The 21,456-nt window shown below is 68.4% G+C and carries 22 protein-coding genes and 1 pseudogene; 11 read left to right on the top strand and 12 right to left on the bottom strand.

The genetic code is table 11. The features are described 5' to 3' along the window. Positions 1-103 precede the first annotated feature (103 nt). Positions 104-748: a helix-turn-helix domain-containing protein gene (locus tag Q7V15_RS13505; RefSeq protein ID WP_304756227.1), complete on the top strand. Its 645-nt coding sequence runs from the start codon at positions 104-106 to the stop codon at positions 746-748. Between the two features lie 267 nt (positions 749-1,015). Here the strand turns inward: Q7V15_RS13505 and Q7V15_RS13500 are convergent, their stop codons facing one another. Further along, the gene (locus Q7V15_RS13500) at positions 1,016-2,653 is read right to left on the bottom strand and encodes an amino acid ABC transporter ATP-binding/permease protein (RefSeq protein ID WP_304756226.1); all 1,638 of its coding nucleotides are present in this window, start codon (positions 2,651-2,653) and stop codon (positions 1,016-1,018) included. Next, complete coding sequence (gene cydD, locus Q7V15_RS13495; RefSeq protein ID WP_304756225.1) at positions 2,650-4,272, bottom strand: thiol reductant ABC exporter subunit CydD; 1,623 nt, start codon at positions 4,270-4,272, stop codon at positions 2,650-2,652. The genes Q7V15_RS13500 and cydD overlap by 4 nt, the downstream gene beginning before the upstream one ends. A gap of 101 nt (positions 4,273-4,373) precedes the next feature. On the opposite strand from cydD, the gene Q7V15_RS13490 reads away from it, so the two are divergent. The 5 genes from Q7V15_RS13490 to Q7V15_RS13470 all read left to right on the top strand — a co-directional run bounded on the left by Q7V15_RS13490 (position 4,374) and on the right by Q7V15_RS13470 (position 9,715). After that, positions 4,374-5,945 (top strand): cytochrome ubiquinol oxidase subunit I, encoded by a 1,572-nt coding sequence (locus tag Q7V15_RS13490; protein ID WP_304756224.1) that lies wholly within the window; start codon positions 4,374-4,376, stop codon positions 5,943-5,945. 11 nt (positions 5,946-5,956) lie between these two features. After that, positions 5,957-7,105, top strand: coding sequence for a cytochrome d ubiquinol oxidase subunit II (cydB, locus tag Q7V15_RS13485; RefSeq protein ID WP_304756223.1), 1,149 nt, complete (start codon positions 5,957-5,959; stop codon positions 7,103-7,105). A 20-nt stretch (positions 7,106-7,125) separates the two neighbouring features. After that, positions 7,126-7,248, top strand: coding sequence for a cytochrome bd-I oxidase subunit CydX (gene cydX / locus Q7V15_RS13480; RefSeq protein ID WP_304756222.1), 123 nt, complete (start codon positions 7,126-7,128; stop codon positions 7,246-7,248). A gap of 98 nt (positions 7,249-7,346) precedes the next feature. Then, positions 7,347-8,726, top strand: a complete 1,380-nt coding sequence (gene hemN, locus Q7V15_RS13475; protein ID WP_304756221.1) for an oxygen-independent coproporphyrinogen III oxidase — start codon at positions 7,347-7,349, stop codon at positions 8,724-8,726. Positions 8,727-8,803: 77 nt separating this feature from the next. Beyond that, the gene (locus tag Q7V15_RS13470) at positions 8,804-9,715 is read left to right on the top strand and encodes a ribokinase (protein WP_304756220.1); all 912 of its coding nucleotides are present in this window, start codon (positions 8,804-8,806) and stop codon (positions 9,713-9,715) included. On the opposite strand, the gene Q7V15_RS13465 is transcribed toward Q7V15_RS13470, so the two are convergent. Genes Q7V15_RS13465 through Q7V15_RS13450 form a run of 4 tightly spaced genes read right to left on the bottom strand, consistent with a single transcriptional unit; the run spans position 9,712 to position 13,835 of the window. Continuing rightward, positions 9,712-10,683: a helix-turn-helix domain-containing protein gene (locus Q7V15_RS13465; protein WP_304756219.1), complete on the bottom strand. Its 972-nt coding sequence runs from the start codon at positions 10,681-10,683 to the stop codon at positions 9,712-9,714. The two genes, Q7V15_RS13470 and Q7V15_RS13465, sit on opposite strands and share 4 nt — an antisense overlap. Positions 10,684-10,696: 13 nt before the next feature. Continuing rightward, a complete protein-coding gene (locus Q7V15_RS13460; protein WP_304756218.1) occupies positions 10,697-11,788 on the bottom strand; it encodes an acetamidase/formamidase family protein in 1,092 nt (363 codons plus the stop codon). Between the two features lie 26 nt (positions 11,789-11,814). Further along, the gene (gene ygiD, locus Q7V15_RS13455) at positions 11,815-12,630 is read right to left on the bottom strand and encodes a 4,5-DOPA dioxygenase extradiol (protein WP_304756217.1); all 816 of its coding nucleotides are present in this window, start codon (positions 12,628-12,630) and stop codon (positions 11,815-11,817) included. Continuing rightward, positions 12,627-13,835, bottom strand: a complete 1,209-nt coding sequence (locus Q7V15_RS13450) for an aromatic ring-hydroxylating dioxygenase subunit alpha (protein ID WP_304756216.1) — start codon at positions 13,833-13,835, stop codon at positions 12,627-12,629. The genes ygiD and Q7V15_RS13450 overlap by 4 nt, the downstream gene beginning before the upstream one ends. A 262-nt stretch (positions 13,836-14,097) precedes the next feature. Here Q7V15_RS13450 and Q7V15_RS13445 point away from each other — a divergent pair, with 262 nt between their 5' ends. Further along, positions 14,098-14,955, top strand: a complete 858-nt coding sequence (locus Q7V15_RS13445) for a TauD/TfdA family dioxygenase (RefSeq protein WP_304756215.1) — start codon at positions 14,098-14,100, stop codon at positions 14,953-14,955. Position 14,956: 1 nt separating this feature from the next. Continuing rightward, on the top strand, positions 14,957-15,790 hold the full coding sequence (locus Q7V15_RS13440) for an oxidoreductase (protein ID WP_304756214.1): 834 nt from the start codon (positions 14,957-14,959) through the stop codon (positions 15,788-15,790). Positions 15,791-15,863: 73 nt separating this feature from the next. Here the strand turns inward: Q7V15_RS13440 and Q7V15_RS13435 are convergent, their stop codons facing one another. Further along, on the bottom strand, positions 15,864-16,634 hold the full coding sequence (locus tag Q7V15_RS13435; protein WP_304756213.1) for a GNAT family N-acetyltransferase: 771 nt from the start codon (positions 16,632-16,634) through the stop codon (positions 15,864-15,866). 98 nt (positions 16,635-16,732) lie between these two features. Between Q7V15_RS13435 and Q7V15_RS13430 the strand changes: the two genes are divergently transcribed. Genes Q7V15_RS13430 through Q7V15_RS13420 form a run of 3 tightly spaced genes read left to right on the top strand, consistent with a single transcriptional unit; the run spans position 16,733 to position 17,877 of the window. After that, the gene (locus tag Q7V15_RS13430; protein WP_304756211.1) at positions 16,733-17,008 is read left to right on the top strand and encodes a type II toxin-antitoxin system ParD family antitoxin; all 276 of its coding nucleotides are present in this window, start codon (positions 16,733-16,735) and stop codon (positions 17,006-17,008) included. Next, the gene (locus Q7V15_RS13425) at positions 17,005-17,310 is read left to right on the top strand and encodes a type II toxin-antitoxin system RelE/ParE family toxin (protein WP_304756209.1); all 306 of its coding nucleotides are present in this window, start codon (positions 17,005-17,007) and stop codon (positions 17,308-17,310) included. Before Q7V15_RS13430 ends, Q7V15_RS13425 begins: the two co-directional genes overlap by 4 nt. 33 nt (positions 17,311-17,343) lie before the next feature. Beyond that, on the top strand, positions 17,344-17,877 hold the full coding sequence (locus tag Q7V15_RS13420) for a hypothetical protein (protein ID WP_304756208.1): 534 nt from the start codon (positions 17,344-17,346) through the stop codon (positions 17,875-17,877). A 75-nt stretch (positions 17,878-17,952) separates the two neighbouring features. Here Q7V15_RS13420 and Q7V15_RS13415 read toward each other — a convergent pair whose 3' ends face one another. The 5 genes and pseudogenes from Q7V15_RS13415 to Q7V15_RS13395 all read right to left on the bottom strand — a co-directional run. Then, positions 17,953-18,765 carry a TauD/TfdA family dioxygenase gene (locus Q7V15_RS13415; RefSeq protein ID WP_304756207.1) on the bottom strand — a complete coding sequence of 271 codons (813 nt, stop codon included), beginning with the start codon at positions 18,763-18,765 and terminating at the stop codon, positions 17,953-17,955. 12 nt (positions 18,766-18,777) lie between these two features. Beyond that, positions 18,778-19,296: a flavin reductase family protein gene (locus Q7V15_RS13410; RefSeq protein ID WP_304756206.1), complete on the bottom strand. Its 519-nt coding sequence runs from the start codon at positions 19,294-19,296 to the stop codon at positions 18,778-18,780. After that, positions 19,296-20,678 carry a peptidase M20 gene (locus Q7V15_RS13405; RefSeq protein ID WP_304756205.1) on the bottom strand — a complete coding sequence of 461 codons (1,383 nt, stop codon included), beginning with the start codon at positions 20,676-20,678 and terminating at the stop codon, positions 19,296-19,298. Before Q7V15_RS13405 ends, Q7V15_RS13410 begins: the two co-directional genes overlap by 1 nt. Further along, positions 20,678-21,340 carry a cysteine hydrolase family protein gene (locus tag Q7V15_RS13400; RefSeq protein ID WP_304756204.1) on the bottom strand — a complete coding sequence of 221 codons (663 nt, stop codon included), beginning with the start codon at positions 21,338-21,340 and terminating at the stop codon, positions 20,678-20,680. Before Q7V15_RS13400 ends, Q7V15_RS13405 begins: the two co-directional genes overlap by 1 nt. Further along, positions 21,337-21,456: pseudogene (locus tag Q7V15_RS13395) on the bottom strand (LLM class flavin-dependent oxidoreductase); the annotation flags it as partial. The pseudogene Q7V15_RS13395 and the gene Q7V15_RS13400, both read right to left, overlap by 4 nt.

Genomic DNA, 21,456 nt, shown 5'->3' with positions numbered 1-21,456 from the left:
GTCGAACGCGGGGACCTCCGGGTGACTACTTAGGTAGCCGCCACGAATGTCGGGCGACGACGGTGCGGGCCAGGATGGGGTCATCGGCTCAAGGACATCCGCCATGACCCTCGCCTACGCCCCCGACGTCCCCCTCGCCACCCCTGCCATCGCTCAGGTGATGGAGCGGCTTGGCCTGCGAATGAATTTCGCCAAGGACGAGGAGATCTTCTGCCAGGATGAGGAGGCTGACCTCCTCTACATCGTCGTCTCGGGCGCCGTGCGCACCACGCGCCTGCTGAGCGATGGCCGCCGGCAGGTGGGCAGCTTCTATTATGCCGGCGACCTGGTCGGCCTGGAGACCGGCGACCTGCATCGCTTCTCGGCCGAGGCGCTGTGCGACAGCACCCTGCTGGTGGTGAAGCGCTCGGCGGTGAAGACCTTCGCCGGCGATGAGGATCTCGACCGCGCCCTGTGGCAGGCCACCCGCCGCGAACTGGAACGCACCCAGGAACACCTCCTGGTCCTGGGCCGCAAAACCGCCTGCGAGAAGGTGGCCTCGTTCCTCATGGATCTCGCTCAGCGCGAAAGCACTGATCACATCGCCCTGCCCATGGGTCGCCAGGACATGGCCGACTATCTGGGCCTGACCATTGAAACTGTGTCGCGGATGCTCACCCAGCTCCAGGGCGCCTCGGTCGTCGAGTTCGACGGTTGCCGTCGCTTCCGCGTCACCCGCTGGGACGCGCTGGAACGCCTCGCCGAATAGGCCATCGAGCGCCGGCCCGCCCAGGCCTGCGCCCGGACCTGTCGAGACGGGAACTCTCAAGCCGCACCTACCCCGTCGCGGTCGAGTTCCAACCAGCGTACCGCCGGCGCAGCGCCCGGCTCCGCCCCAGACGGAGCTGGCCCGCTGCGCCGGCATCTCTGTTCGCCCCGCCCCTGGGGCGTATTCAGTTTCTGCAAGTATGAGGGCGCTCCGGGGTTCCCTGCCCGGGGCGCCCTCTTCACGACGAAGCGCCGGCGGCCGGCGGCCTCAGCCGGCGGCGTTCGCAGGAGTGTGCAGGCTGGCCTCATCGCCCGTCAGCCTCAGGGTGCGTTCGCAGAGGGCGAGCGGGGCCGGCCGGTGGGACACCAGCAGCAGACCCTGCCCCGTCCGCGACAGGCGCTGGGCCAGCCGGGCGATCACCAAGGCCTCTGTCTGCCCGTCCAGCCCTTCGGTGGGCTCGTCCAGAACCAGCCAAGGCGACGGGCGCAGCAGGGCCCGGGCCAGGGACAGGCGCCGACGTTCGCCCCCCGACAACCGCGCGCCGCCCTCCCCCACCCAGGCGTCGAGGCCGCCGGCCAGGGTGGAGACCCGGTCCTCCAGGCCGGCGTCGGCCAGGGCCAGCCACAGCTCAGCCTCGCTCGCCCGGGGCGAGCCGAGACGCAGATTGTCGCGGATGCTGCCCGTGAGCAGTCGAGCGTCCTGGGGGCCATAGGCGAACTGGCTGCGGACGAAGTCCGGCGTCAGACGGGCCAATGGGGCGCCGGCGATGGCCAGGCCCTCAAGGTTCTCCGTGCGCAGGCCGATCAACCGCTCCAGCATCTGGGTCTTGCCACAGCCAGACGGGCCGACCAGAGCCACCCTCGCGCCCGGCGACAACCGCACGCCGCCGCCCACAGGCAGGGTCAGGTCGCGGGGGCCAAAGGGGTCCGGGCTCCGCGCGGGCTCGGCCAAAGGGATCAGCACGGCGTCAAGACGGCGCTCGGCCTCGCTCGCCGCGCCGGCCCGCTCGAAGGCCCGCAGGAGGCCCGAGGCGCCTTCCAGGGCGACGACGGTGCTGAGCGCGGCCAGGGCGGCCAGGGGAATCGCCACGTCCCGGGCGGCCAGAAGCACGGCGGCGGCGGCCAGGCCGCTGACCACCGCCTGCAACACGGCCATCAGCGCCTCGCCATCCACCACCTGACTCTGGGCCCGGCCCAGGCGCTGGTCATGGGTCATCACGGCGGCCACAGCCTGATCCTCCAGGTCGTAGCAGACCAGGTCAGGCCCTGCGGCGAGATAGGCGGCCACGGAGTCCTTAAGGCCGCCGACCGCCGCCTGAACCTCACGGCCAGGCTCTGTGGAAACCCGGCGGGCGAGCAGCCTGCCGCTGACCAGCAACAGGCCCATGGCGACCAGCAGGCAGAGGGCCGGTCCAGGTCCCGCCAGCAGGGTCAGGGCCAGCCCCGCCGCAAGGGCGGCGCCGGCGGCCCACGGCGCTGAGAGGCGGACGAACAGGGTCTCAACGGCGTCCACATCCTGCACCAGCCGCGCCGACGCCTCCCCCGAGGACAGGGCGAGCGCGGCCTCCGGCCGGCCCCTGGCCAGGGCGCGGTAGAGGGCCGGGCGGATCTCGGCCAGGGCGTTCAGCGCCGCAGCATGTCCCGCCAGCCGTTCGCCATAGCGAGCCCCGGTGCGCAGGATGGCCAGCAGTCGGATGCCCGCGCTGGGCAGCAGGTAGTTGAAGGCCATGACCGCGGCCTTACCCCCGGCGCCGGCCGCCGCGGCCGCGGCGATAAACCAGCCCGACAGGCCCATCAGCAGGACCGCGCAGAGCGCCAGCACGGCCGCTGCCAGGGCTGACAGCCCAAGCGTGGTCCCTTGCCGCCGACGTTGCTCGGCCACCAGGCTCTGAAGCGAATGGGTCATGGGAGGCGCACCACATGGTCGGCCATGGCCGCCACCTGTTCGGAGTGGGTGGCGATCAGCACGGTGCGTCCCTCAGCCATGGCCCCCAGGACCGCGATCATCTCGCCTTCGGCGCGCGCGTCCAGGTCGGCGGTCGGCTCATCCAGGCAAAGGATGGACGCGGGCTTCAGCCAGGCCCGCGCCAGGCCGATCCGCCGGCGCTCCCCGCCCGAAAGCCCCGAGCCCCGCTCGTCGAGTTCAGTTGCAAGCCCCTCGGCGCGCCCCGCCATGGCCGCCGCAAGCCCGACCTTTGTCGCGATCGCCGCGATCGCCTGGGCCGAGGCGCCCGGTCGCCCCAGCCCGATATTGTCGGCCACGCTGCCTGGGGCGAGCGCCGGCGCCTGACCCGCCCAGGCCACCGACCGGGCGAAGGAGCCCTCCGACGACAGGCGGCGACCGTTCACCCGGACCTCGCCAGCGGACAGGGGCGCCGCCCCCACCAGCGCCGACAGCAGCGAGGTCTTGCCCGAGCCGCTGGCGCCCAGCAGAACCGTGACCTTGCCCGCCGGCGCGGTGAAGCTGATCGGGCCAACCGTGGCGCCGCCGGGATAGGCGAGCTGGACCGCCTCGAAGGTGATGTCCGGGGCCGCCACCAGGTCATCGCCTGCAGAAGGTAGAATGGCTGGGCCATCCAACAGACCCGCCAGCCGTTCGGCCGCGGCCTGGCCCGCCTGCTTGTCATGATAGGCGCCGGCCAGCCGGCGAAGCGGCAGATAAACCTCCGGCGCCAGGGCCAGCACGAAGAGAGCGCGGCCCAGGTCGAGCGTCTCCGGGACCGGGATCGGCAGCAATCCGAGCAGGTTGAAGCCCGCGTAGACCGCCACCAGGGCCACCGACAGGGCGGCGAAGAATTCCAGTCCGGCCGAGGACAGGAAGGCCAGCCGCAGCACCGCCAGGGTTCGGCGGGCCACCCCGCGGGCGGCCCCTTCCACCAGAGCGGCCTCCGCCGCCTCGGCCTGAAAGGCCAGCACCACCGGCAGGGCCCGCACCCGGTCGACGAACAGACCCGACAACCGGCCCAGGGCCTCGAACTGCGCCCGGGCGGCGTCGGCCGCCATCATGCCGGCCAGCGCCATGATCAGGGCGAAGGGGATCAGCGCGCCCACCAGGATCAAGGCGCTGATCGGGCTGGCCAGGGCGATGGCGCCCAGCACCAGGACAGGGCTGATCCTAGCTGCGAAGCTCAGGGGCTCGAACCGGCAGAACCAGCCGTCCAGGGCCTCGACCTCATCGACCACGGCCGCGGCCCGCTCGCCGATCGGCGCAGCCTGCCCCGCTGGGACCCGCAGGGCCGCCCGGAAGACCGTCTCCCGCAGGAAGCCCTTCAACCGACGAGCCCGACTCGCGCCGGCGCGGGTGGCGGCGAAGATGGAGACGGCCCGCAGCATGGCCCCGGCCAACAGGGCGCCGAGCCACGGCCAGGGGCCGCCCGCCACACCGGCGCTCAGATGGGTGACCGCGCCGGCCAGACCCAGGGCGAAGACCACGGCGCCGACGGCGTCCAGCACCCAGAACAGCCCCGGCGCAAGTCGGGACGGGCGAGGCCCGGCGGCCAGGTGGTCGGACAGGGGAAAGCGCATCGGCCCCTCATAGACCCCTGACCAGCGTCGCAGCCTGATCTGGATCAAGGAATATGCGCAACATCGCATATACGAATGGCGCAGCTTCCAAGGAGTCCCTGATGGACCTCGCTGTCGTCGAGTTATCCCGCCTCCAGTTCGCGCTGACGGCGATGTACCACTTCCTCTTCGTGCCCCTGACGCTGGGCCTCTCCTTCATGCTGGTCATCATGGAGAGCATCTATGTGATGACCGGCCGCCAGATCTGGCGAACCATCACTCGGTTCTGGGCCACCATCTTCGGGATCAACTTCGTCCTCGGGGTCGCCACCGGCATCACCATGGAGTTCGAGTTCGGGACCAACTGGTCCTACTTCTCCCATTATGTGGGCGACATCTTCGGCGCGCCGCTCGCCATCGAAGGCCTGATGGCCTTCTTCCTCGAGGCCACCTTTGTCGGCCTGATGTTCTTCGGCTGGGACAAGCTGTCGAAGCTGGCCCACCTGGGCGTCACCTTCATGGTCGCCCTGGGCTCAAACCTCTCGGCCCTGTGGATTCTGATCGCCAATGGCTGGATGCAGAACCCGGTGGGCGCGGCCTTCAACCCGCAGACCATGCGGATGGAGATCGTCGACTTCCAGGCGGTGCTGTTCAATCCGGTCGCCCAGGCCAAGTTCGTCCACACGGTCAGCGCCGGCTACGTCCTGGCTGCCGTCGTGGTGCTGGGCATCTCGGCCTACTACCTGCTGAAGGAACGCCACCGGGCCTTCGCCATCCGTTCCTTCACCGTGGCCGCAGCGTTTGGTCTGTTGGCCTCGCTCTCGGTGGTCGTGCTGGGCGATGAGTCGGGCTACGCGCTCACCGACAACCAGAAGATGAAGCTCGCGGCCCTGGAGGCCATGTGGGAGACCGAGGCGGCGCCGGCCGGCCTGACCCTGTTTGGCCTGCCCAATCTGGAGACCCGCTCAACCGGGTCGGAGATCAAGATTCCCTATGTGCTGGGCCTGATCGCCACCCGCAGTTTCGACCAGAAGGTTGAGGGCATCCTTGACCTGGTGGCCGTGGCCGAGACCCGCATCGAGTCCGGCGTCATCGCCTATGACGCCGTGGAGCAGCTGAAGACCGACCCGGAAAACCTGGCCGCCCGGGCGCAGTTCGAACTGCACAAGCGAGACCTCGGCTACGCCATGCTGCTGCGGCGCTATGTGGACGATCCGAGACAGGCCGATGAGGCGGCCATCCGGACCGCCGCCTGGGACACCGTGCCCAATGTACCGCTGATGTTCTGGTCCTTCCGGATCATGGCCGGCATCGGATTCCTGATGATCGCCTTCTTCGCCACGGCCTTCGTCCTGGCCTCCATGCGGCGATACGAAACCCGCTGGTTCCTGCGCCTGGCGGTGCTGATCATTCCCCTGCCCTGGATCGCCGCCGAACTGGGCTGGGTCCTGGCCGAGGTCGGCCGTCAGCCCTGGGCGATCGAAGGCGTCCTGCCGACCTTCCTGGGGGTCTCCAGCCTCACTGTGCCCCAGCTCTGGACCACCATCATCGGCTTCACCCTCTTCTACGGGGTGCTGGCCGTCGTCGAGGTCGGGCTCATCCTCCACACCATCAAGAAAGGCCCGTACGCCAAGAGCGAGGACCAGCACCCGGTCGATGAGCCGGTCGGTCCGATCCCCGTGGCGGCCGAGTAAGGATCATCCCCATGGAACTGCTCCTCGACTATCCGACGCTCCGCGTCATCTGGTGGGCCCTGATGGGGGTCCTGCTGATCGGCTTCGCCCTGACCGACGGCTTCGACCTCGGCGTGGCCGCCCTGCTGCCCTTCGTGGGGCGCAACGACGCCGAGCGCCGACAGGTGATCAACACCATCGGCGCCACCTGGGAAGGCAACCAGGTCTGGTTCATCCTCGGCGGCGGGGCGATCTTCGCCGCCTGGCCCATGGTCTACGCCGTCAGCTTCTCCGGCTTCTACCTGGCCATGTTCCTGGTGCTCTCGGCCCTGATCCTGCGACCGGTGGGTTTCAAGTACCGTTCCAAGCGGCCAGATCCCCGCTGGCGCGCCTTCTGGGACTGGGGCCTGTTCGTCGGCGGCTTCGTGCCGGCCCTGGTCTTCGGCGTGGCGGTCGGCAATGTCCTGCAGGGGGTGCCCTTCCGCCTCGATAGCGACCTCAGATCCTTCTACGAGGGGTCGTTCCTGGGCCTCTTCACCCCCTTCACCCTGGTGTGCGGCCTGCTGTCGGTGACCATGTTGCTGACCCACGGGGCCGCCTGGCTGACCATCAAGGCCGACCACGGGCCGGTGCGCGACCGGGCCAGGACCATCGGATCGGTCACGGCGCTCGCCTCCCTGGCCCTGTTCGCCGTCGGCTTCGCCTTCGTCCGGTTCGGGGGCCTGGGCTTCAGCCTGGACGCCGGCGCCGACATCGCCGGGCCCTCCAATCCGCTGCGGAGCGGCGCCTTCGCCGCGCCCGGGGCCTGGCTGGACAACTACAGCCTCTATCCCTGGATGATCGCCGCTCCGGTGCTGGGCTTCCTGGGCTCGGCGCTGGCCTTCCTCGGGATCCGCATGGGGCGCGAGCCCCTGGCCTTCGGCGGCTCGTCCATGGCCGCCCTGGGCATCATCGCCACGGTCGGCCTGTCCATGTTCCCCTTCATCCTGCCCAGCAGCATCGATCCGCGCTCCAGCCTCACGGTCTGGAATTCGTCCTCCAGCCACCTGACCCTGTTCGTCATGCTGGTGGTCACGGTGATCTTCCTGCCCATCGTGCTCGCCTACACCGCCTGGGTGTTCAAGGTGCTGTGGGGTCGGGTCACCCTGGACAGCCTGCGCACCAATCCCGACCTCTACTGAACGCCGGAAGGAACCCGATCATGTGGTATTTCGCCTGGATACTGGGCATCGGCCTGGCGGTGGCCTTCGGCATACTCAACGGCCTCTGGCATGAGTTCAGCCTCCCCATCGACGACGATGAGGATCAGACCGCGCCGTTCTAGGCGCCATCCAGGAAGGCCGGGACGTTCCATCGTTCCGGCCTTCCAAGCCTTTGATCTGGGTCACGGCGGCGGCCTGGCGCCTTGGCGATGATGGGGGCATGACCGTGCTCTACAACCCCCACGCCCCCGCCGACGCGCACCTGATCGCCAAGTACGATGGACGCGCGCCCCGCTACACCAGCTATCCCACGGCGGTGCAGTTCAACCCCGACGTAAACGAGGCGGTCTACCGCGCTTGGTTGGCCGATTTGCCGGTGACCACCCCGGTCTCGGTCTATCTGCACATCCCGTTCTGCGCCCGGCTTTGCTGGTACTGCGGCTGCAACACCCGGGCGGTCAGTCGTCATGAGCCCGTCCGCGACTATGTCGCCCTGCTGATGACCGAGCTCTCCACCCTGGAGCAGGCCCTGCCCGGCAAGATGGCTGTGGGCGACATCCACCTGGGCGGCGGCACCCCCAACATGCTCAGCGTCGAGGAGCTGGCCACCATCTTCGGCGGCCTTCGTCACGTCTTCAACGTGGCGCCCGACGCTGAAATCGCCGCCGAGCTGGACCCCGCCGTCCTGTCGCGGGACTGGATCAGGGCCGCGGCCTATCACGGCCTGTCGCGGGCCAGCCTCGGGGTCCAGAATCTGGCCCCGGAGGTTCAGAATGCGGTCAACCGCCAGGAGAAGTTCGAGGACATCGCCGAATGCGTGCAGACCCTGAGATCGGCCGGCGTGAGTTCGGTCAATCTCGACCTCATGTACGGCCTGCCGCACCAGACCACCCGCAACACGCTCGCCACCCTGGACACGGTGCTGACCCTGCGGCCTGAGCGGCTGGCCCTGTTCGGCTACGCTCACGTGCCGTGGATGAAGGCCCATCAGCAGCTGATTGACGAGGCCGCCCTGCCAGGCCCTGCCGAACGGCTCGAGCAGAGCCAGGCCGCCGCCGAGCGGCTGAAGGCCGAGGGCTATGTCCAGATCGGCCTCGACCACTTCGCCCTGCCCGACGACACCCTGGCCAAGGCCGCCGCCGCCGGGACCCTGCACCGCAACTTCCAGGGCTACACCACCGACGCCGCCGGCACGCTGCTGGGTCTCGGCGCCTCGGCCATCGGCACGACGCCGGGCGGCTATGTGCAGAACATCACCCAGGAGCTCGGCTGGCGTCACGCCGTGGCCGACGGCAAGCTGCCCATCGCCCGCGGCGTCGCCGTCACCGATGAGGACCGCTTCCGCGCTGACATCATCGAGCGCCTGATGTGCGACTTCGCCGTCGACCTGGCGGCGGCCTGCGACCGCCACGGCCGCAGTCTCGCCGACCTGCACGACGCCCTGGCCCGCCTGCACGATTTCCGCGAGGATGGCCTGGCGACCTGGGACGGCCGAATGCTGCAGGTGACGCCCCGGGGCCGCATGCTGGTGCGCTCCATCTGCGCCCTGTTCGACGCCTATCTGGCGCCGGACGCCCAGCGTCACGCCAAGGCGATCTGAGGGCCGCGGCGCCCGCTGACATTTCAGACCAAATGTCCTAGGTCCTGAGCCCTGGATCATTGGCGAGGAGTCGTCCCATGAGCGTCTGCGTCCTGGGCGGCGTCAATCTGGACCATGTGGCGCAGGTGGCGGATCTGCCCCGCCCCGGCGAGACAGTCGCCAGCCGGAGCCTCGCCCAATTTCCCGGCGGCAAGGGCGCCAACCAGGCCGTGGCCGCCGCGCGCCTCGGGGCGCAGGTTCGGCTGCTGGGCGCCGTGGGCCAGGATGGCGCGGGCGACTTCATGTTGGACTTTCTGGTCCGCGCCGGGGTGGAGGTGGACGGCGTGCGGCGCGAAGGTCACGCCCCGACCGGCCAGGCCTTCATCACCGTCGATGAGGCCGCGCGGAACATGATCGTGGTCGCCGCCGGCGCCAACGCCCTCTATGGCGCAGACGCCGCGAGGACCGCCGATCTCGCCGGCGCCGGCGTGATCCTCACCCAGTTCGAGGCGACCCTGGCGGCCATCGAGGTCCTCTTCACCCGCCCCGAAGCTGGGGGCGCCCTGAAGATTCTCAACACCGCCCCGGCCCTGGCCGAAGGGGCGCACCTGCTGGCCCTGGCCGACATGCTGATCCTCAACGAGACCGAGCTGGCGAGCTTTGCGGGTCTGGACGCCGAACCGGCCAATGCTGAGGCCGCTATCGCCGCCGCCAGATCCCTGGTGAGACCCGGCCAGACTGTGCTGGCCACCCTGGGCGCGGCCGGCGCGGTGGCGGTGCGTGGGAACGAAGTGTTTGTCGTGGCGGGCCTGCGGCAGCGGGCGGTGGACACCACCGGCGCCGGCGACTGCTTCTGTGGCGCGCTTGCCGCTGGCCTCGACCGCGGCCTTGCCCTGCCCGCCGCCATGGCCTTCGCCAACGCCGCCGCCGCCCTGTCGGTGACCCGCGCCGGGGCTGCGGCCTCCATGCCCCACGCCGCCGAGGTCGAGGCCTTGCTGGCTACCGTTTAGGCGCTCAGGTCCGCGGCCGCCTCACCGATGGCCGCGCGGCGGTACTCCCGGGGCGACTGGCCGTAGGCGCTGCGGAAGGCGCGGCTGAAATGGGCCGAGCCGTTGAAGCCCCAGCGGAAGCAGATTTCTGAGATCGACAGCTGGGCGCAGGCGGGACTGGCGAGGTCGGCCCGGCAGCGCTCCAGCCGCCGGCCGCGCACATAGCCGGTGAAGCTCTGCCCCTGGCCGGCGAACAGCTTCTGCAGGTAACGCGGCGAGACCCCGTCCTCGTCGGCCACCCGACGCAGGGTGAGCTCAGGCTCCGCCAGCAGGACCTCGATGGTCTGGCGAACCCGGTGCATCTGCACCGCCCGCGCGCCCTCGGCGCCCCCGCGCGCCGCCGGTCCGCCGTCCTGGGCCAGGCAGGCCACCAGGAACTCGGTCAGGGCCAGCTCGACCGGACGCAACTGGTCGGCGGTCAGCTCATCCAGAGCCTCAGCTGCCGCGCGCAACAGGCCCGAAAAGACATGATTAATACCATCTCTCGCGGCCAGATGCCCGAGCCGCAGGGCCGACGGCGCCAATAGCCGGTGGTCCAGCGCCACCCGCGGCGCGGTGATGAACAACAGGCGAAACCGGCTCTCCAGCCGCAGTCCGGCGGCCTGCCCCGTCGGGCCATAGACGATGTCGCCCGCGGCCATGGGAACCTCGCGGGTCCCGTCCAGCAGGGCGGCCTCGCCCTCCAGCAGAACCGCCATCCAGATGGCGGCGGGTTGATGCGGATTGCGGCCTGAGATCACCTGCGGCGTCGAGGCCACCACCGCAAACTCCACCCCCATGGGCGAGGTCAGGCTGGAGACCTGGGCGTGGAACGCCCCCTCTGCCGGCAGGTCGCCGACGGGCAGACGCAACCGCTCCATCGCCTCGCGCCAGGCGCCCCGGCGCTCCGGCTTCAGATAGGTGTCGGTGGTGAACTGCCAGGCCTTCACAGGGCGTCTTTCGTCAGGCGGGATCCTTCACCGAACCCCTGGCCGGGAAGATGCCCCGGGGGATGCGCACATGGATGCCCTGGGTGCCGTCCACCACCTGGGTGATGGAGAAGTCGGCCGCCACGCTCATCAGCGAATAGGCGTCGTTGCGCGACAGGCCCTGATGCTCGGTCAGCAGGCCCAGCATGTCCAGGGAGGCGTTCTTCATCGCCTGGTTAAGATCGGGGTCGAACCCATGGACAATCCACCAGTTTGGCGTCTCCAGCAGGGGCGAGGGAAAGGTGAAGTCCTTGCGCAGGACGATCTGCATCAACACGTTCAGCGAGGCCTCGATGGCCGTGCCGCTGATCTCACCGTCGCCTTGGCTCACATGGGGATCGCCAATGGAGAACAGCGCCCCGTCCACCTGCACCGGATAGTACATGGTCGCCCCGGCGCCGATGCGCCAATTGTCGATGTTGCCCCCGTGCAGACCCGGCGGAATGGTGCTCACCCGGCCGTTCACATTGGGGGCGACGCCGGCCGTGCCCAGATGGGGCCGCACCGGCACCCGCACGCCAGGCAAGGCGCCTTGGCGATCACAGACCGGGCAGTTGGTGATGGTCCCCGGCGTCAGATACTTGCCAGGAAAGTCATAGGCATACAGCGCGCTGGCGGTCTGGGCGTTGGCGTCCAGCTCATAGATGGTCACCCGCTCCTTCTGGTCGAACTCGTCATAGAGATGGCCCCAGTTGGCCGCGAGGTTGGAGCCGTAGTTGCACCGCGGGACCATACGCAGATAGCGCACCTCAAGCATGTCGCCGGGCGCCGCGCCCTCCACATGGATGGGGCCGGTCATGATGTGGACGCCGGGATTGCGGTCGGCCTCGGGGATCTCGCGGAAGATGGCGGTGACCGCCTCGTCCATCATCAGCTCGGGATCGTCGCCGGCATGGTGGGTGATGGCTTCGGCCTGCACCAGGTCGCCGCTCTTGATCCTCAGGGCCGGACCACGGGCGGGATCGAAGTAGCCCCAGTGCACGGTCTTGGATGTGGCGTTCAGGGTGTGAAGGGCGCCCGGCAGGGTGTCGGCCCGGGTTTCGGTCGGCTCGCAGATGAAGGCCATGGGGACGTCCTTGGGAAAGCTGGAAATCAGGCGGCTTGGGCCGCCGGACGGCTGTCGAGCATCACCGTGGTCATGCTGAGCGAGCCGTGCTCGATGTGGTCGGGGCCGAAGACGGCGCGATCGCCGGGCATCCGCGCGCCCAGGGCATAGAGCAGCGGCCAGTAGTGGTCGGGCGTCGGAACCGAGCGGCTGGCCGCCTCGCCGAACGCCTCATAGGCCACCGCCGCCTGTGGCTCATCGTTGGCGATGGCCGCCTTGATGTGATCGTTGAATGCCGCGGCCCAGTCGAAGGCCGGGCGGTGGCGAGCGCCCCAGTCCATGGCCGGCAGGTTGTGGACGATGTTGCCGGTGGCCACGATCAGCACGCCCTCGTCGCGCAGGGGCGCGAGCTTGCGGCCCATCTCATAGTGCCAGGCCGGCGGCTTGCTGGCGTCCATGGACAGCTGGACCACCGGCACGTCGGCCTTGGGATAGGCCTTGCACAGCACCGACCAGGTCCCGTGATCCAGGCCCCAGCCCTCGTCCTGGGCCACGGGCATGGGCGCCAGCAGTTCGGCCACCCGCCGCGCCAGGGCCGGATCGCCCGGCGCCGGGTACTGCACGTTGAACAGGGCCTGGGGAAATGACGCGCCGAAGTCGTGGATGGTCCGCGGCTGAGCCATGGCGGTGACGCCGACCCCGCGGGTCAGCCAGTGAGCCGAGACGCAGAGGATGGCCTTGGGCTTGCCAATCGACTCGCCGATGGCGTTCCAGGCCGCCGTGGTGTCGTTGGTCTCGATGGCGATCATCGGGCTGCCGTGACCAAAGAAGACCACCGGCAGGCGTTCAACAGGCGCGTTCATGCCGGGACCTCGGCGCGCGGCCGGGCGTCGGCGCTCATCGCCTTCCAGGTCTGCTGATAGCGCGGCGTCAGCCACCGGTTGAAGGCGATCTGCGCGCCCTCCTGCCAGGAATAGCGGCCACGGATGGCGAAACGCGAGCGCAGGCCCGCCTGCACCAGGCCGTCCACATGCAGGTCCTGGGAGATGATGGCGCTGGCCGCGGCCATGTTCATGGCCAGCTTGTGCTCGAACGCCGGGTCTTCCATGGCGCCGGGCGCAAACAGCAGGCCGGTGTCCATCTCATGGGTCTCAGGCCCATCGGCGCGGACAATCAGATAGATCACCATGTCGCTGGTCACCACCAGGGACAGGGTTGGCGGGATGTTGGCGAAGGTCATCCGGTTGCGGTCGACATTGGTCAGCTTGGGGAAGACCGGCAGCAGGGCCTTTTGCGTCACATTGAAGCTGGCGTCGGCATGCAGGGTGCCGTTGAACCGCAGATAGCCGGCCGCGCCCTCGGGCGGCTCTGGAAACACCGACTGGGCGCTGGGAACGAAGTCGTGCAGCGGCCCCTGGTGCAGGCGGCTGGCGTGGTAGCCGTCATTATTGTTCTCGAACATCACCTTCCAGTTCCAGGGGAGCTTGGCGGCCGGATCAGGCCGGGGTCCCTCGGCATGGGCGAGATCGTAACCGGCCAGGGCGGCCTCGATCTCGGTCAGGCGGGGCGCCAGCGGGGCGGCGTTCAGATCGAAGTTCACGAACACAAAGCCCAGCCACACCTCGACCTTGAACCTGGGCAGGGCGACCTTTTTCTTGTCGAAGCCGCAGGTCTGCTCCATGGCCGGGGCGTTCACCAGCTTGCCGTCCAGGCCGTAGGTCCAGTGGTGGTAGGGGCAGACGAAGCCGCGGGTGTTGCCGTGGCCCTCGGCCACCAGCATGGCCCGGTGCTGGCAGACCGAACTCATGGCCACCAACTCGTTCTTGCGCGTGCGCGCCACCACGATGGGCTCGCCGATGATCGAGGTGGTGAAATAGTCCCCGGGGCTCATCACCCACGACTCGCGGCCCACGCAGAGCCATTCGTGGTTGAACACCGCCTCCTTCTCGAACTCATAGAAGCCGGCGTCCACATAGCAGGCTGGCGGCAGGGTCTCGGCGGTCTCAAACCCCTCCATGGAGGTGGACAGCCCGTCGAAGAAGGCGTCGTTCAGGAGGTGCGCGCGCATGCTTTAGGACCCTCGGCTTCCGGTTCGGTCGAGGCCTTGACGGTAGGCGCCACGGTGGGGGCGGTCTTGCACCAGCGCGCACGAGAACTTGGCCGGCGCGCGGCCAAAGCCCCCGATCGCCTCCTTTGCAGGCGGCGGTGATCAGGGGCTGATCAGCCGCGCAACCGCCGGCTCGTGCGCTGGCAAGCAAATGTGCGCGGATGGACAAGACCGCCGCGCCCCTGCCCGGCTAAGGTCGTCGTCACACAGCCGGAGCCCGCCGATGACCACCGCCATCCAACTCAAGACCCGCGAACTGAAGCCCGGCTTCGGCGCCGAAATCCTCGATGTCGACCTCGCCCGCGCCGATGGCGAGACCCTGGCCGGCGTGGTCGACACCTTCCACCGCCACGGCGCCATCCTGGTCCGCGGCCAGGAGATGACGCCCGCCCAGCTGGTCGACTTCGTGGCCCGGTTCGGCGAGCCCGAGGACCACACCCAGACGCAGTTCACCCTGCCTGGCCACCCCAAGGTGTTTGTCCTGTCCAACCGCCTGGTGGATGGCAAACCTATCGGCGCTCACAATGACGGGGTCGGCTGGCACACCGACTATTCCTACAAGGCCGAGCCGGTCATGTGCACCATGCTCTATGCCGTCGAGGTCCCGGACGAGGGCTCCGACACCCTGCTGGCCGATGGCTGCGCGGCCTGGAACGCGCTCAGCCCCGAGCGCCAGAAGGAACTGGACGGCCTTCGCCTGCATCATTCCTACCAGCACTTCATGGCCACCCGGGAGTTCGGCGACCGCCAGGAGCTGTCGGAAGAGCTCAAGCGCGACAATCCCGACGTGGTCCATCCCTTGATCCGCACCCACCCGGCCGATGGCCGCAAGGCGCTATGGCCGTCCACCGGCACGGTGACCGAGGTGGTTGGCATGGAGAATCCCAAGGGCCTGGAGCTGATCGACGAGCTGGTGGAGTTCATGACCCGGGACGAGTTCGTCTTCCGCCACAAGTGGCAGGTGGGCGACGTGCTCATGTGGGACAACCGCTGCACCCTGCACACCGGCACCCTCTACGACGACACCAAGTACTTCCGGACCATGCACCGCCTGTGGGCCAAGGGCGACGCCCCCTACTGACATGACGCGCACCTGGTTCATCACCGGCGTCAGCGCAGGCCTCGGCCGCGCGCTCGCCCTCGCGGCCCTTGAAGCCGGCGACATCGTGGCCGGCACGGTCCGCAAGAGCGCCGACCGCGAGGCCTTCGAAAGCCTCGGCCCCGAGGCCCACGGCTTCCTTGCCGACGTCACCGATGAGGCCGCTGTCGCCGCCGCCGTGACGGCTGCCGAGGCCCTGTCCGGCGGGATCGACATCCTGGTCAACAACGCCGGCTATGGCCTGACAGGCGCGGTGGAGGAGACCAGCCTCGATGAGGCCCGCGCCCAGTTCGAGGCCAATGTTTTTGGCCCCCTGGCCGTGCTGCGCTCAGCCTTACCAAGGATGCGCTCTCGCCGATCCGGCCATGTGATCAACATCACCTCGGTCAGCGGCCTGGCCGCCTGGTCAGGCACAGGCGTCTACTGCGCCAGCAAGTTCGCCCTTGAAGGCCTGGGCGAGGCCCTGGCCCAGGAGGTCGCCCCACTCGGGATCAAGGTCACCAATGTGGCGCCCGGCGGCCTGCGCACCGACTATGCCGGCCGCTCCCTGACCCGGGCGGTCCAGGTGATCGACGACTATGCTGAGACCGCCCACATGGCGCCCAGGCTGCTCGCCGAACACGCCGGCCAGGAAAGCGGCGACCCGGCCCGGGCGGCCCAGGCCATCCTGAAGATCGCCGGCGCCGAGGATGCGCCCCTGCGCCTGCTGCTGGGCGCCGACGCCCTGCACTACGCCATGCGCAAGATGGGCCAGATGACCACCGAGATCGGCGACTGGGCCGGCCTGTCCACCAGCATCAGCTTCCCCGAGACCTGACGGCTCATCCCCTTGACCGTCAGCCCCTCCCCGCCGCAGCCGCCGCTGGCTGCGGCGGGGGGTTCGAACCCCCTCAAGCCGCGCCGTCCTCCAGGTCCAGCACCCAGCCCTGCACCGTGGTCAGCGGTTCGAAGCCGAGCCTCTGCAGGATCGGCCGGCTGGTCTCCAGCGCCTCGGTGATCAGATATTCGTACCCCCGCCCCGCCGCCTCCCGCGCCCGGCTCTGCACCAGGGCGCGATAGAGGCCGCGCCCCCGCTGGGCCGGAGCCACCCCGCCGGTATAGAGGCCCGCAAAGCTGCGGCCCGCCGGCATCTCCAGGCGCCCAGCCGCGATCGGAACGCCGTCGGCATAGGCCACATGAACGGAGACCTCTCCGCCCCGGATCCCCGCCAGAAGCTGAGCTGGGTCGTAGCGGAACGGGTGGCCGAATGCGGCCTGGACGGCTTTCAGGAAGTCCTCGACATCGGCCTCCGTCGCCACCGTCCTGATCGAGAGGTGCGGGTCCGCGGGCGCCTGCCAGAGGGTCTCGTCGATGGCGCGAACCAGAAGGGTCTCCATCGGCTCCGCCTCAAAGCCTTGGGCCTCCAGGATGCGGGGCAGGTCCTCAGGCTGGTCATGGCCATGAACCTTCCACTCCAGTTGCCCACCTGTCGCCTTCAGATGGGCGACCTCGGCGGCCACCTGCGCTGGCGCATCGGCCTCTGACAGTTCGGAATAGACGATGCAGTTGTAGGGCCCGCTCAGCCGCACCACCCCCCCGACCCGGGCCGCCACCAGCCCCCCTGTCAGCGGCGGGTCCCGCCGCATCTCAGCGTCATAGCGCGCCAGAAGTTCGGTCTGCATGGGAACCCTCTCCTGTGATGCCCACTGCGCCCACGCCCCGTCGGTATGAACAATTCATACCTCGTGTTAGCCTCCGCCGCAGCGCGAAAGGCCATGCCATGATCGAGAAGAGAACCGTAAGCCTGCCCCGGGACCAAGCCGAATTCATCGACGCCAAGGTCAGTTCCGGCGACTATGCCTCAGCCAGCGAGGTTGTCCGCGCCGGCCTGCGTGCGCTCAAGGAACGCGACGAGGCCATCAGCCGCTGGCTCCGGGACGAGGTCGCCCCCACCTACGACGCCATGCGAGAGGACCCCGGCCGGGCCGTTTCCTCAGCGTCGGTCTTCTCCGACATCCAGGCACGGCACGAGGAACGGTCGAAGGATCGCAAGTGATCCGCCGCGCCATTGTCTTCAGTCCTGAAGCGAGAGACGATCTTCTCGCCCTGTATGACTGGATCGCCAGTGAGGCCTCGCCCGAGACGGCGATGGCCTACATCAGCCGGATCGAGCAGTTCCTCGCCGGGTTCGAAACCGCAGCCGAACGGGGCACGCGCCGCGATGGCATCCGTCCAGGCCTCCGCACTATCGGCTTCGAACGACGCCTGACCATTGCTTTCTTAGTCGAGAATGAGGTCACAATCCTGCGGGTGTTCTATGCCGGCCGGGACTGGGAAAGCTCGCTGGATCTGCCTTAATCAATCCCGACAAGGTGGCGACGGAAGATATACATGGCTCGTCCGATGATCGTGAGTAATGCGGACATCAAATTCGCGCGAAACACATTGCGATCGTTCGTTGAGAACGTGGCCCTTTCGCGAGCGCTACTGTCCATCGAAAAGCCGCCATATGCGCTGCGGCTGGCTCAAGGATCAGCATTCGATATTGCCGCTATTGAATGGTGCATCTTGTTCGGATCTGACCATGCGCGCCTCCAGCACATTCACTGGAAGAACATGTTCGACGAAGATCGCTTTCGCGACGGCCTACTCGAATTTCTGACAATCTCGAAGACTGAATGGAAGTCTTACCGGCAGAATTTGGTGAATTATCGTAATGAGCTTGCCGCCCATCGAGACCTGGATCCAGTCACCGGCAGCTATCCCAGCTTCGAGACAGGGTTGTCTGCGGCCGCCTTCTACAACGAGAAACTCGTTGAATTGGCGAATACAAGAGGCGTCTCATTGTCGGGTCCTACGCTCATGGAACATTTTGAGGTTCGCGCTGCCGAGTTTCGCGAGTGGGCGAGTTCCGCCGTTAACTAGCGACACTTCCCAAGGCCAATACCTCGTTCCTGACTGGTGACTGGCGTTGATCTCTGCTGGGCGCGTTGAACTGCCTCAAAACGGCCTATCCCCCGCCACGGTCACCCGAAACCCCGACCGCGTATCCGGGAAGTAGTCCCAGATGGCCTGGTGCCAGGTGCAGCGGTTGTCCCAGAAGGCCACCGAGTTGGCCCGCCAGCGGAAGCGGACCTGGTAGTTCGGGTTCATGCAGTGGACGTAGAGGAAGTTCAGGATCGCCGCGCTCTCCTCATCGGCCAGGCCCTCGATGTGGGTGGTGTAGGACGGGTTGACGAAGATCAGCTTCTTGCCCGTCACCGGATGGGTGCGGATCACCGGATGGACCGAGCGGTTGTACTTGCGGTCCAGGTCCGGGAAGAGCTTCTGATAGACCGGGTTGGCGTCGTGGACGGCCTGCAGCCCCTCCAGATAGACCTTCATCCGCTCTGACAGGGCGTCATAGGCCGCGTACATCGAGGCGAAGACCGTGTCGCCGCCGCTCTCGGGAACCACGGGCATATAGAGGATCGAGCCCAGCGGCGGTTCGGGATCGCAGGTCAGGTCGGAGTGCCAGTTCTCCCCGGCCACGAACTTGGAGTCCGCATCGGCGTGGATGGCGACGATCTCCGGATGGCCCTCGATGCCGGCGATGGCCGAGTGGATGGCCAGTTCGCCAAACAGCCGGCCGACGGCCTTGTGCGCGTCGTGGTCCATCTCCTGGTCGCGGAAGAACAGCACCTGGTGGTTGGCCAGGGCCTCGCGCAGCTCGGCGGTCTGTCGGTTGCTGAGCGGCTTGCCGAGATCGAGCCCGAACACCTCGGCGCCGATCCGGCGGGTCATCGGCTTCACGTCCAGAACTTCGTATCCCATGGTCTTTGACCTTTAGTCCTCTGGGCCCAGGAACCGGCCCTGGCTGTAGATGAGGGGGTCGCCCGGAGTGGCGGCGATATTCAGCCCCCGGCCGATCAGGATGTCGTGGTCGCCCGCCGCATGCAGCGAGTGCAGCCGGCAGTCGATGCTGGCCAGGGCGCCGGCGATCTGCGGGGCGCCCAGGACGCCCGGCGTGATCTCCACGTCCGCGAACCGATCGGTGGCGCCGGGGCCGGCGAACAGGCGGGCCAGCCCGCCTTGGCCGGCGGCCAGGATGTTGATGCAGAAGTGGCCAGAGCGCTTCACCGCCGCCCGGGTGCGGCTCTTGTGATCCAGGCAGACCAGCAGCAGGGGCGGATCCAGCGACACCGAAGAGAACGCGCTGACCGTGGTGCCCACCGGCTGGCCCGCCTCGTCCTGGGTGGTGACGATCACCACGCCGCTGGCGAAGGCGCCCATGGCCGCCCGCCAGGCCAACGGATCAAGGGGCTCTGCGACCTCGGCATCGCCAAACAGGGTGGTCTGGCCCATCAGTCGTTTCCGAACGGGTTGTCGCCATAGACCGGCGCCGGGCCGCTCCTGGCCTGGGCCGTCTCGGCGCGGCCACAGATGGCCAGCGCGGTGAGCGCATAGACGAGCGCGCTGTCGGTCAGGTCCTTCGGGGACGGACGCCAGCGCTTGAAGCCGGTGGTGATGGCCGGAATCCGCTGCATGTTGAAGACATTATGGTCCCGCCACATGCTGGAATAGACCGGCGCGGCCCGCTGCACCGGATGGCCGAGCGACAGACGGGTGGCGGCATCCACCGCGCCCACCAGGGGGGCGACCTCGCCGGCGTCAGCCTCAAAGCCGTGGCGGACCACCACCGGCTCGATATCCACCTCGCCGAGGCCCGCGGCCCGGACCATGCGCTCCAGCGAATGCTGCAGGTCGGCGATCTTCTGCCGGGGATTCAGCCCCACCTCCAGATAGAGGTTCACCAGCTCGGTCCCGGCCCCGAAGGCGTAGGGAATACCGCCCCGCACCGAGGCGATCTGCGCCTTGGGCAGGGCCACGCCGCCGGCGCTCTCATAGGCGCTGTCGGCCTCGTACTGGCGGCTCCACTGGTGGATGGCGTCGGTGAGCGCCCCCAGGCGATAGATCGGATTGGGATGGTCGCCCGACTTCTCCGGCTGGGTCAGAAGCGGGGTGAACACCCCCTCCCCCCACAGGCGGAAGCGGAAGACCGCATAGCCGCAGCCGACCCAGGTCAGACCAAAGTCACAGCCCTCGGCGGCGATGGCGTAGTCGGGCGCCACGCCGCCGTGATGGAACAGGTAATGGGCGCCGATATCCTTGCCCATATAGGCCACGCCCTTGTGCTCCTCGATCGGCTCAGGGCCGATCTCGCCCGGGCAGGCGGTCAGATAGAGCTTGCCCGCCAGATCGTAGCCGGCGGTCTTCAGGGCCTTGGCCGCGATCAGGAAGCAGCTCATCGGCCCCCGGTCATTGGCGATGGGATAGCCATAGAGGACCCCGTCCTGGAGCCAGCACTTCTCCCACTCCGGATTGTCCAGGGTCTCGGGCCGGTACTTGTAGGCGTCGAGATCGGGATTCCAGGTCGGCGCCTCGGTGTCCAGGTGGGCGGTGAACAACAGGTTCTTGCCCTCGCCGGTCCCGCCATAGGTCCCGATGATGTTGTTGCGCTCAGGGGTGGCGCCGACGCGGCGGGGATTGAACCCCTCGCGCTTCATCCAGTCGTGGACGAACTCGCCGGCGGCGAACTCATGACCGGCCGGGCTGGGTATATTGCCGAGCGCCAGGGCCAGCTCGACGATCTCGGTCTCGCTGATCGCCGCGGCGATGGCCGCGCGGTCGGCGTCGGTGACGGCGAACGGCGCCTGGGCGCCGGGCAGTTGAAATCCATCGGCCATTACGCGGCCTCCTCCCAGGCGGTGATCACCTGATCGGTCTCGACCAGGATCGCGCAGTTCAGTTCCAGGGCCTTCAGCGAGGCCGCATGGACCTCGGCCTCATAGGCCGCACAGGCGTCGGTGGCGACGAACACATGATAATCCAGATGAAAGGCGTCGCGGACCGTGCAATCCACGCAGCATTCGGTGGTCAGCCCCGCCACCACCAGGGTGTCGACGCCCAGGCCCCTAAGCACCCCGTCCAGTGGCGCGTCGTGGAAGCCGGAATAGCGGGCCTTCTCCACCACCGCCTCGCCCGGCAAGGGCTTGGGGCCGTAGAAGTCCGAGCCTGACTCGCCCGCCCGGCAGAGACCGGAGTCGGAGTCCGGGTCGCCGCCGCGCCGGCGCATCCGCTCGCGCCAGGAGGGCGAGTCGGTCTCGGGCCTCGTGAACAGACCGACAAACACCACCGGCGCGCCGGCCCTGCGCGCCGCATCCGCCAGGGCCTCAGCCTTTGCAAGGGCGGGCGGCACGGTGGAGAGATCGACGCCCCATTGGCCGAGGCGGCCTTCGGGGGCGGCGAAATCCACCTGCATGTCGATGATCACCAGGGCCGTGCGAGACGGCGTGATCCAGGCCGCCAGGCCGTCGGATGCTGGCGCTGACGCGACGAGGGCGCTCATGCGAAGGCCGAGCGCAGGCCAGGCAGGATCTCGGCGCCGAACATCTTCAGGCCCTCCACATAGTCGGGGAAGATCAGCATCAGGCCGTCCAGCTGGGCGAACTCCACAAACTCCTG

This window comes from Phenylobacterium sp., assembly GCF_030651755.1.
In the GTDB taxonomy this organism is placed as follows: Bacteria; Pseudomonadota; Alphaproteobacteria; order Caulobacterales; family Caulobacteraceae; genus Phenylobacterium.
Note: the sequence above shows the minus strand (reverse complement) of the source record. Positions and strands in the feature narration are given on the sequence as shown.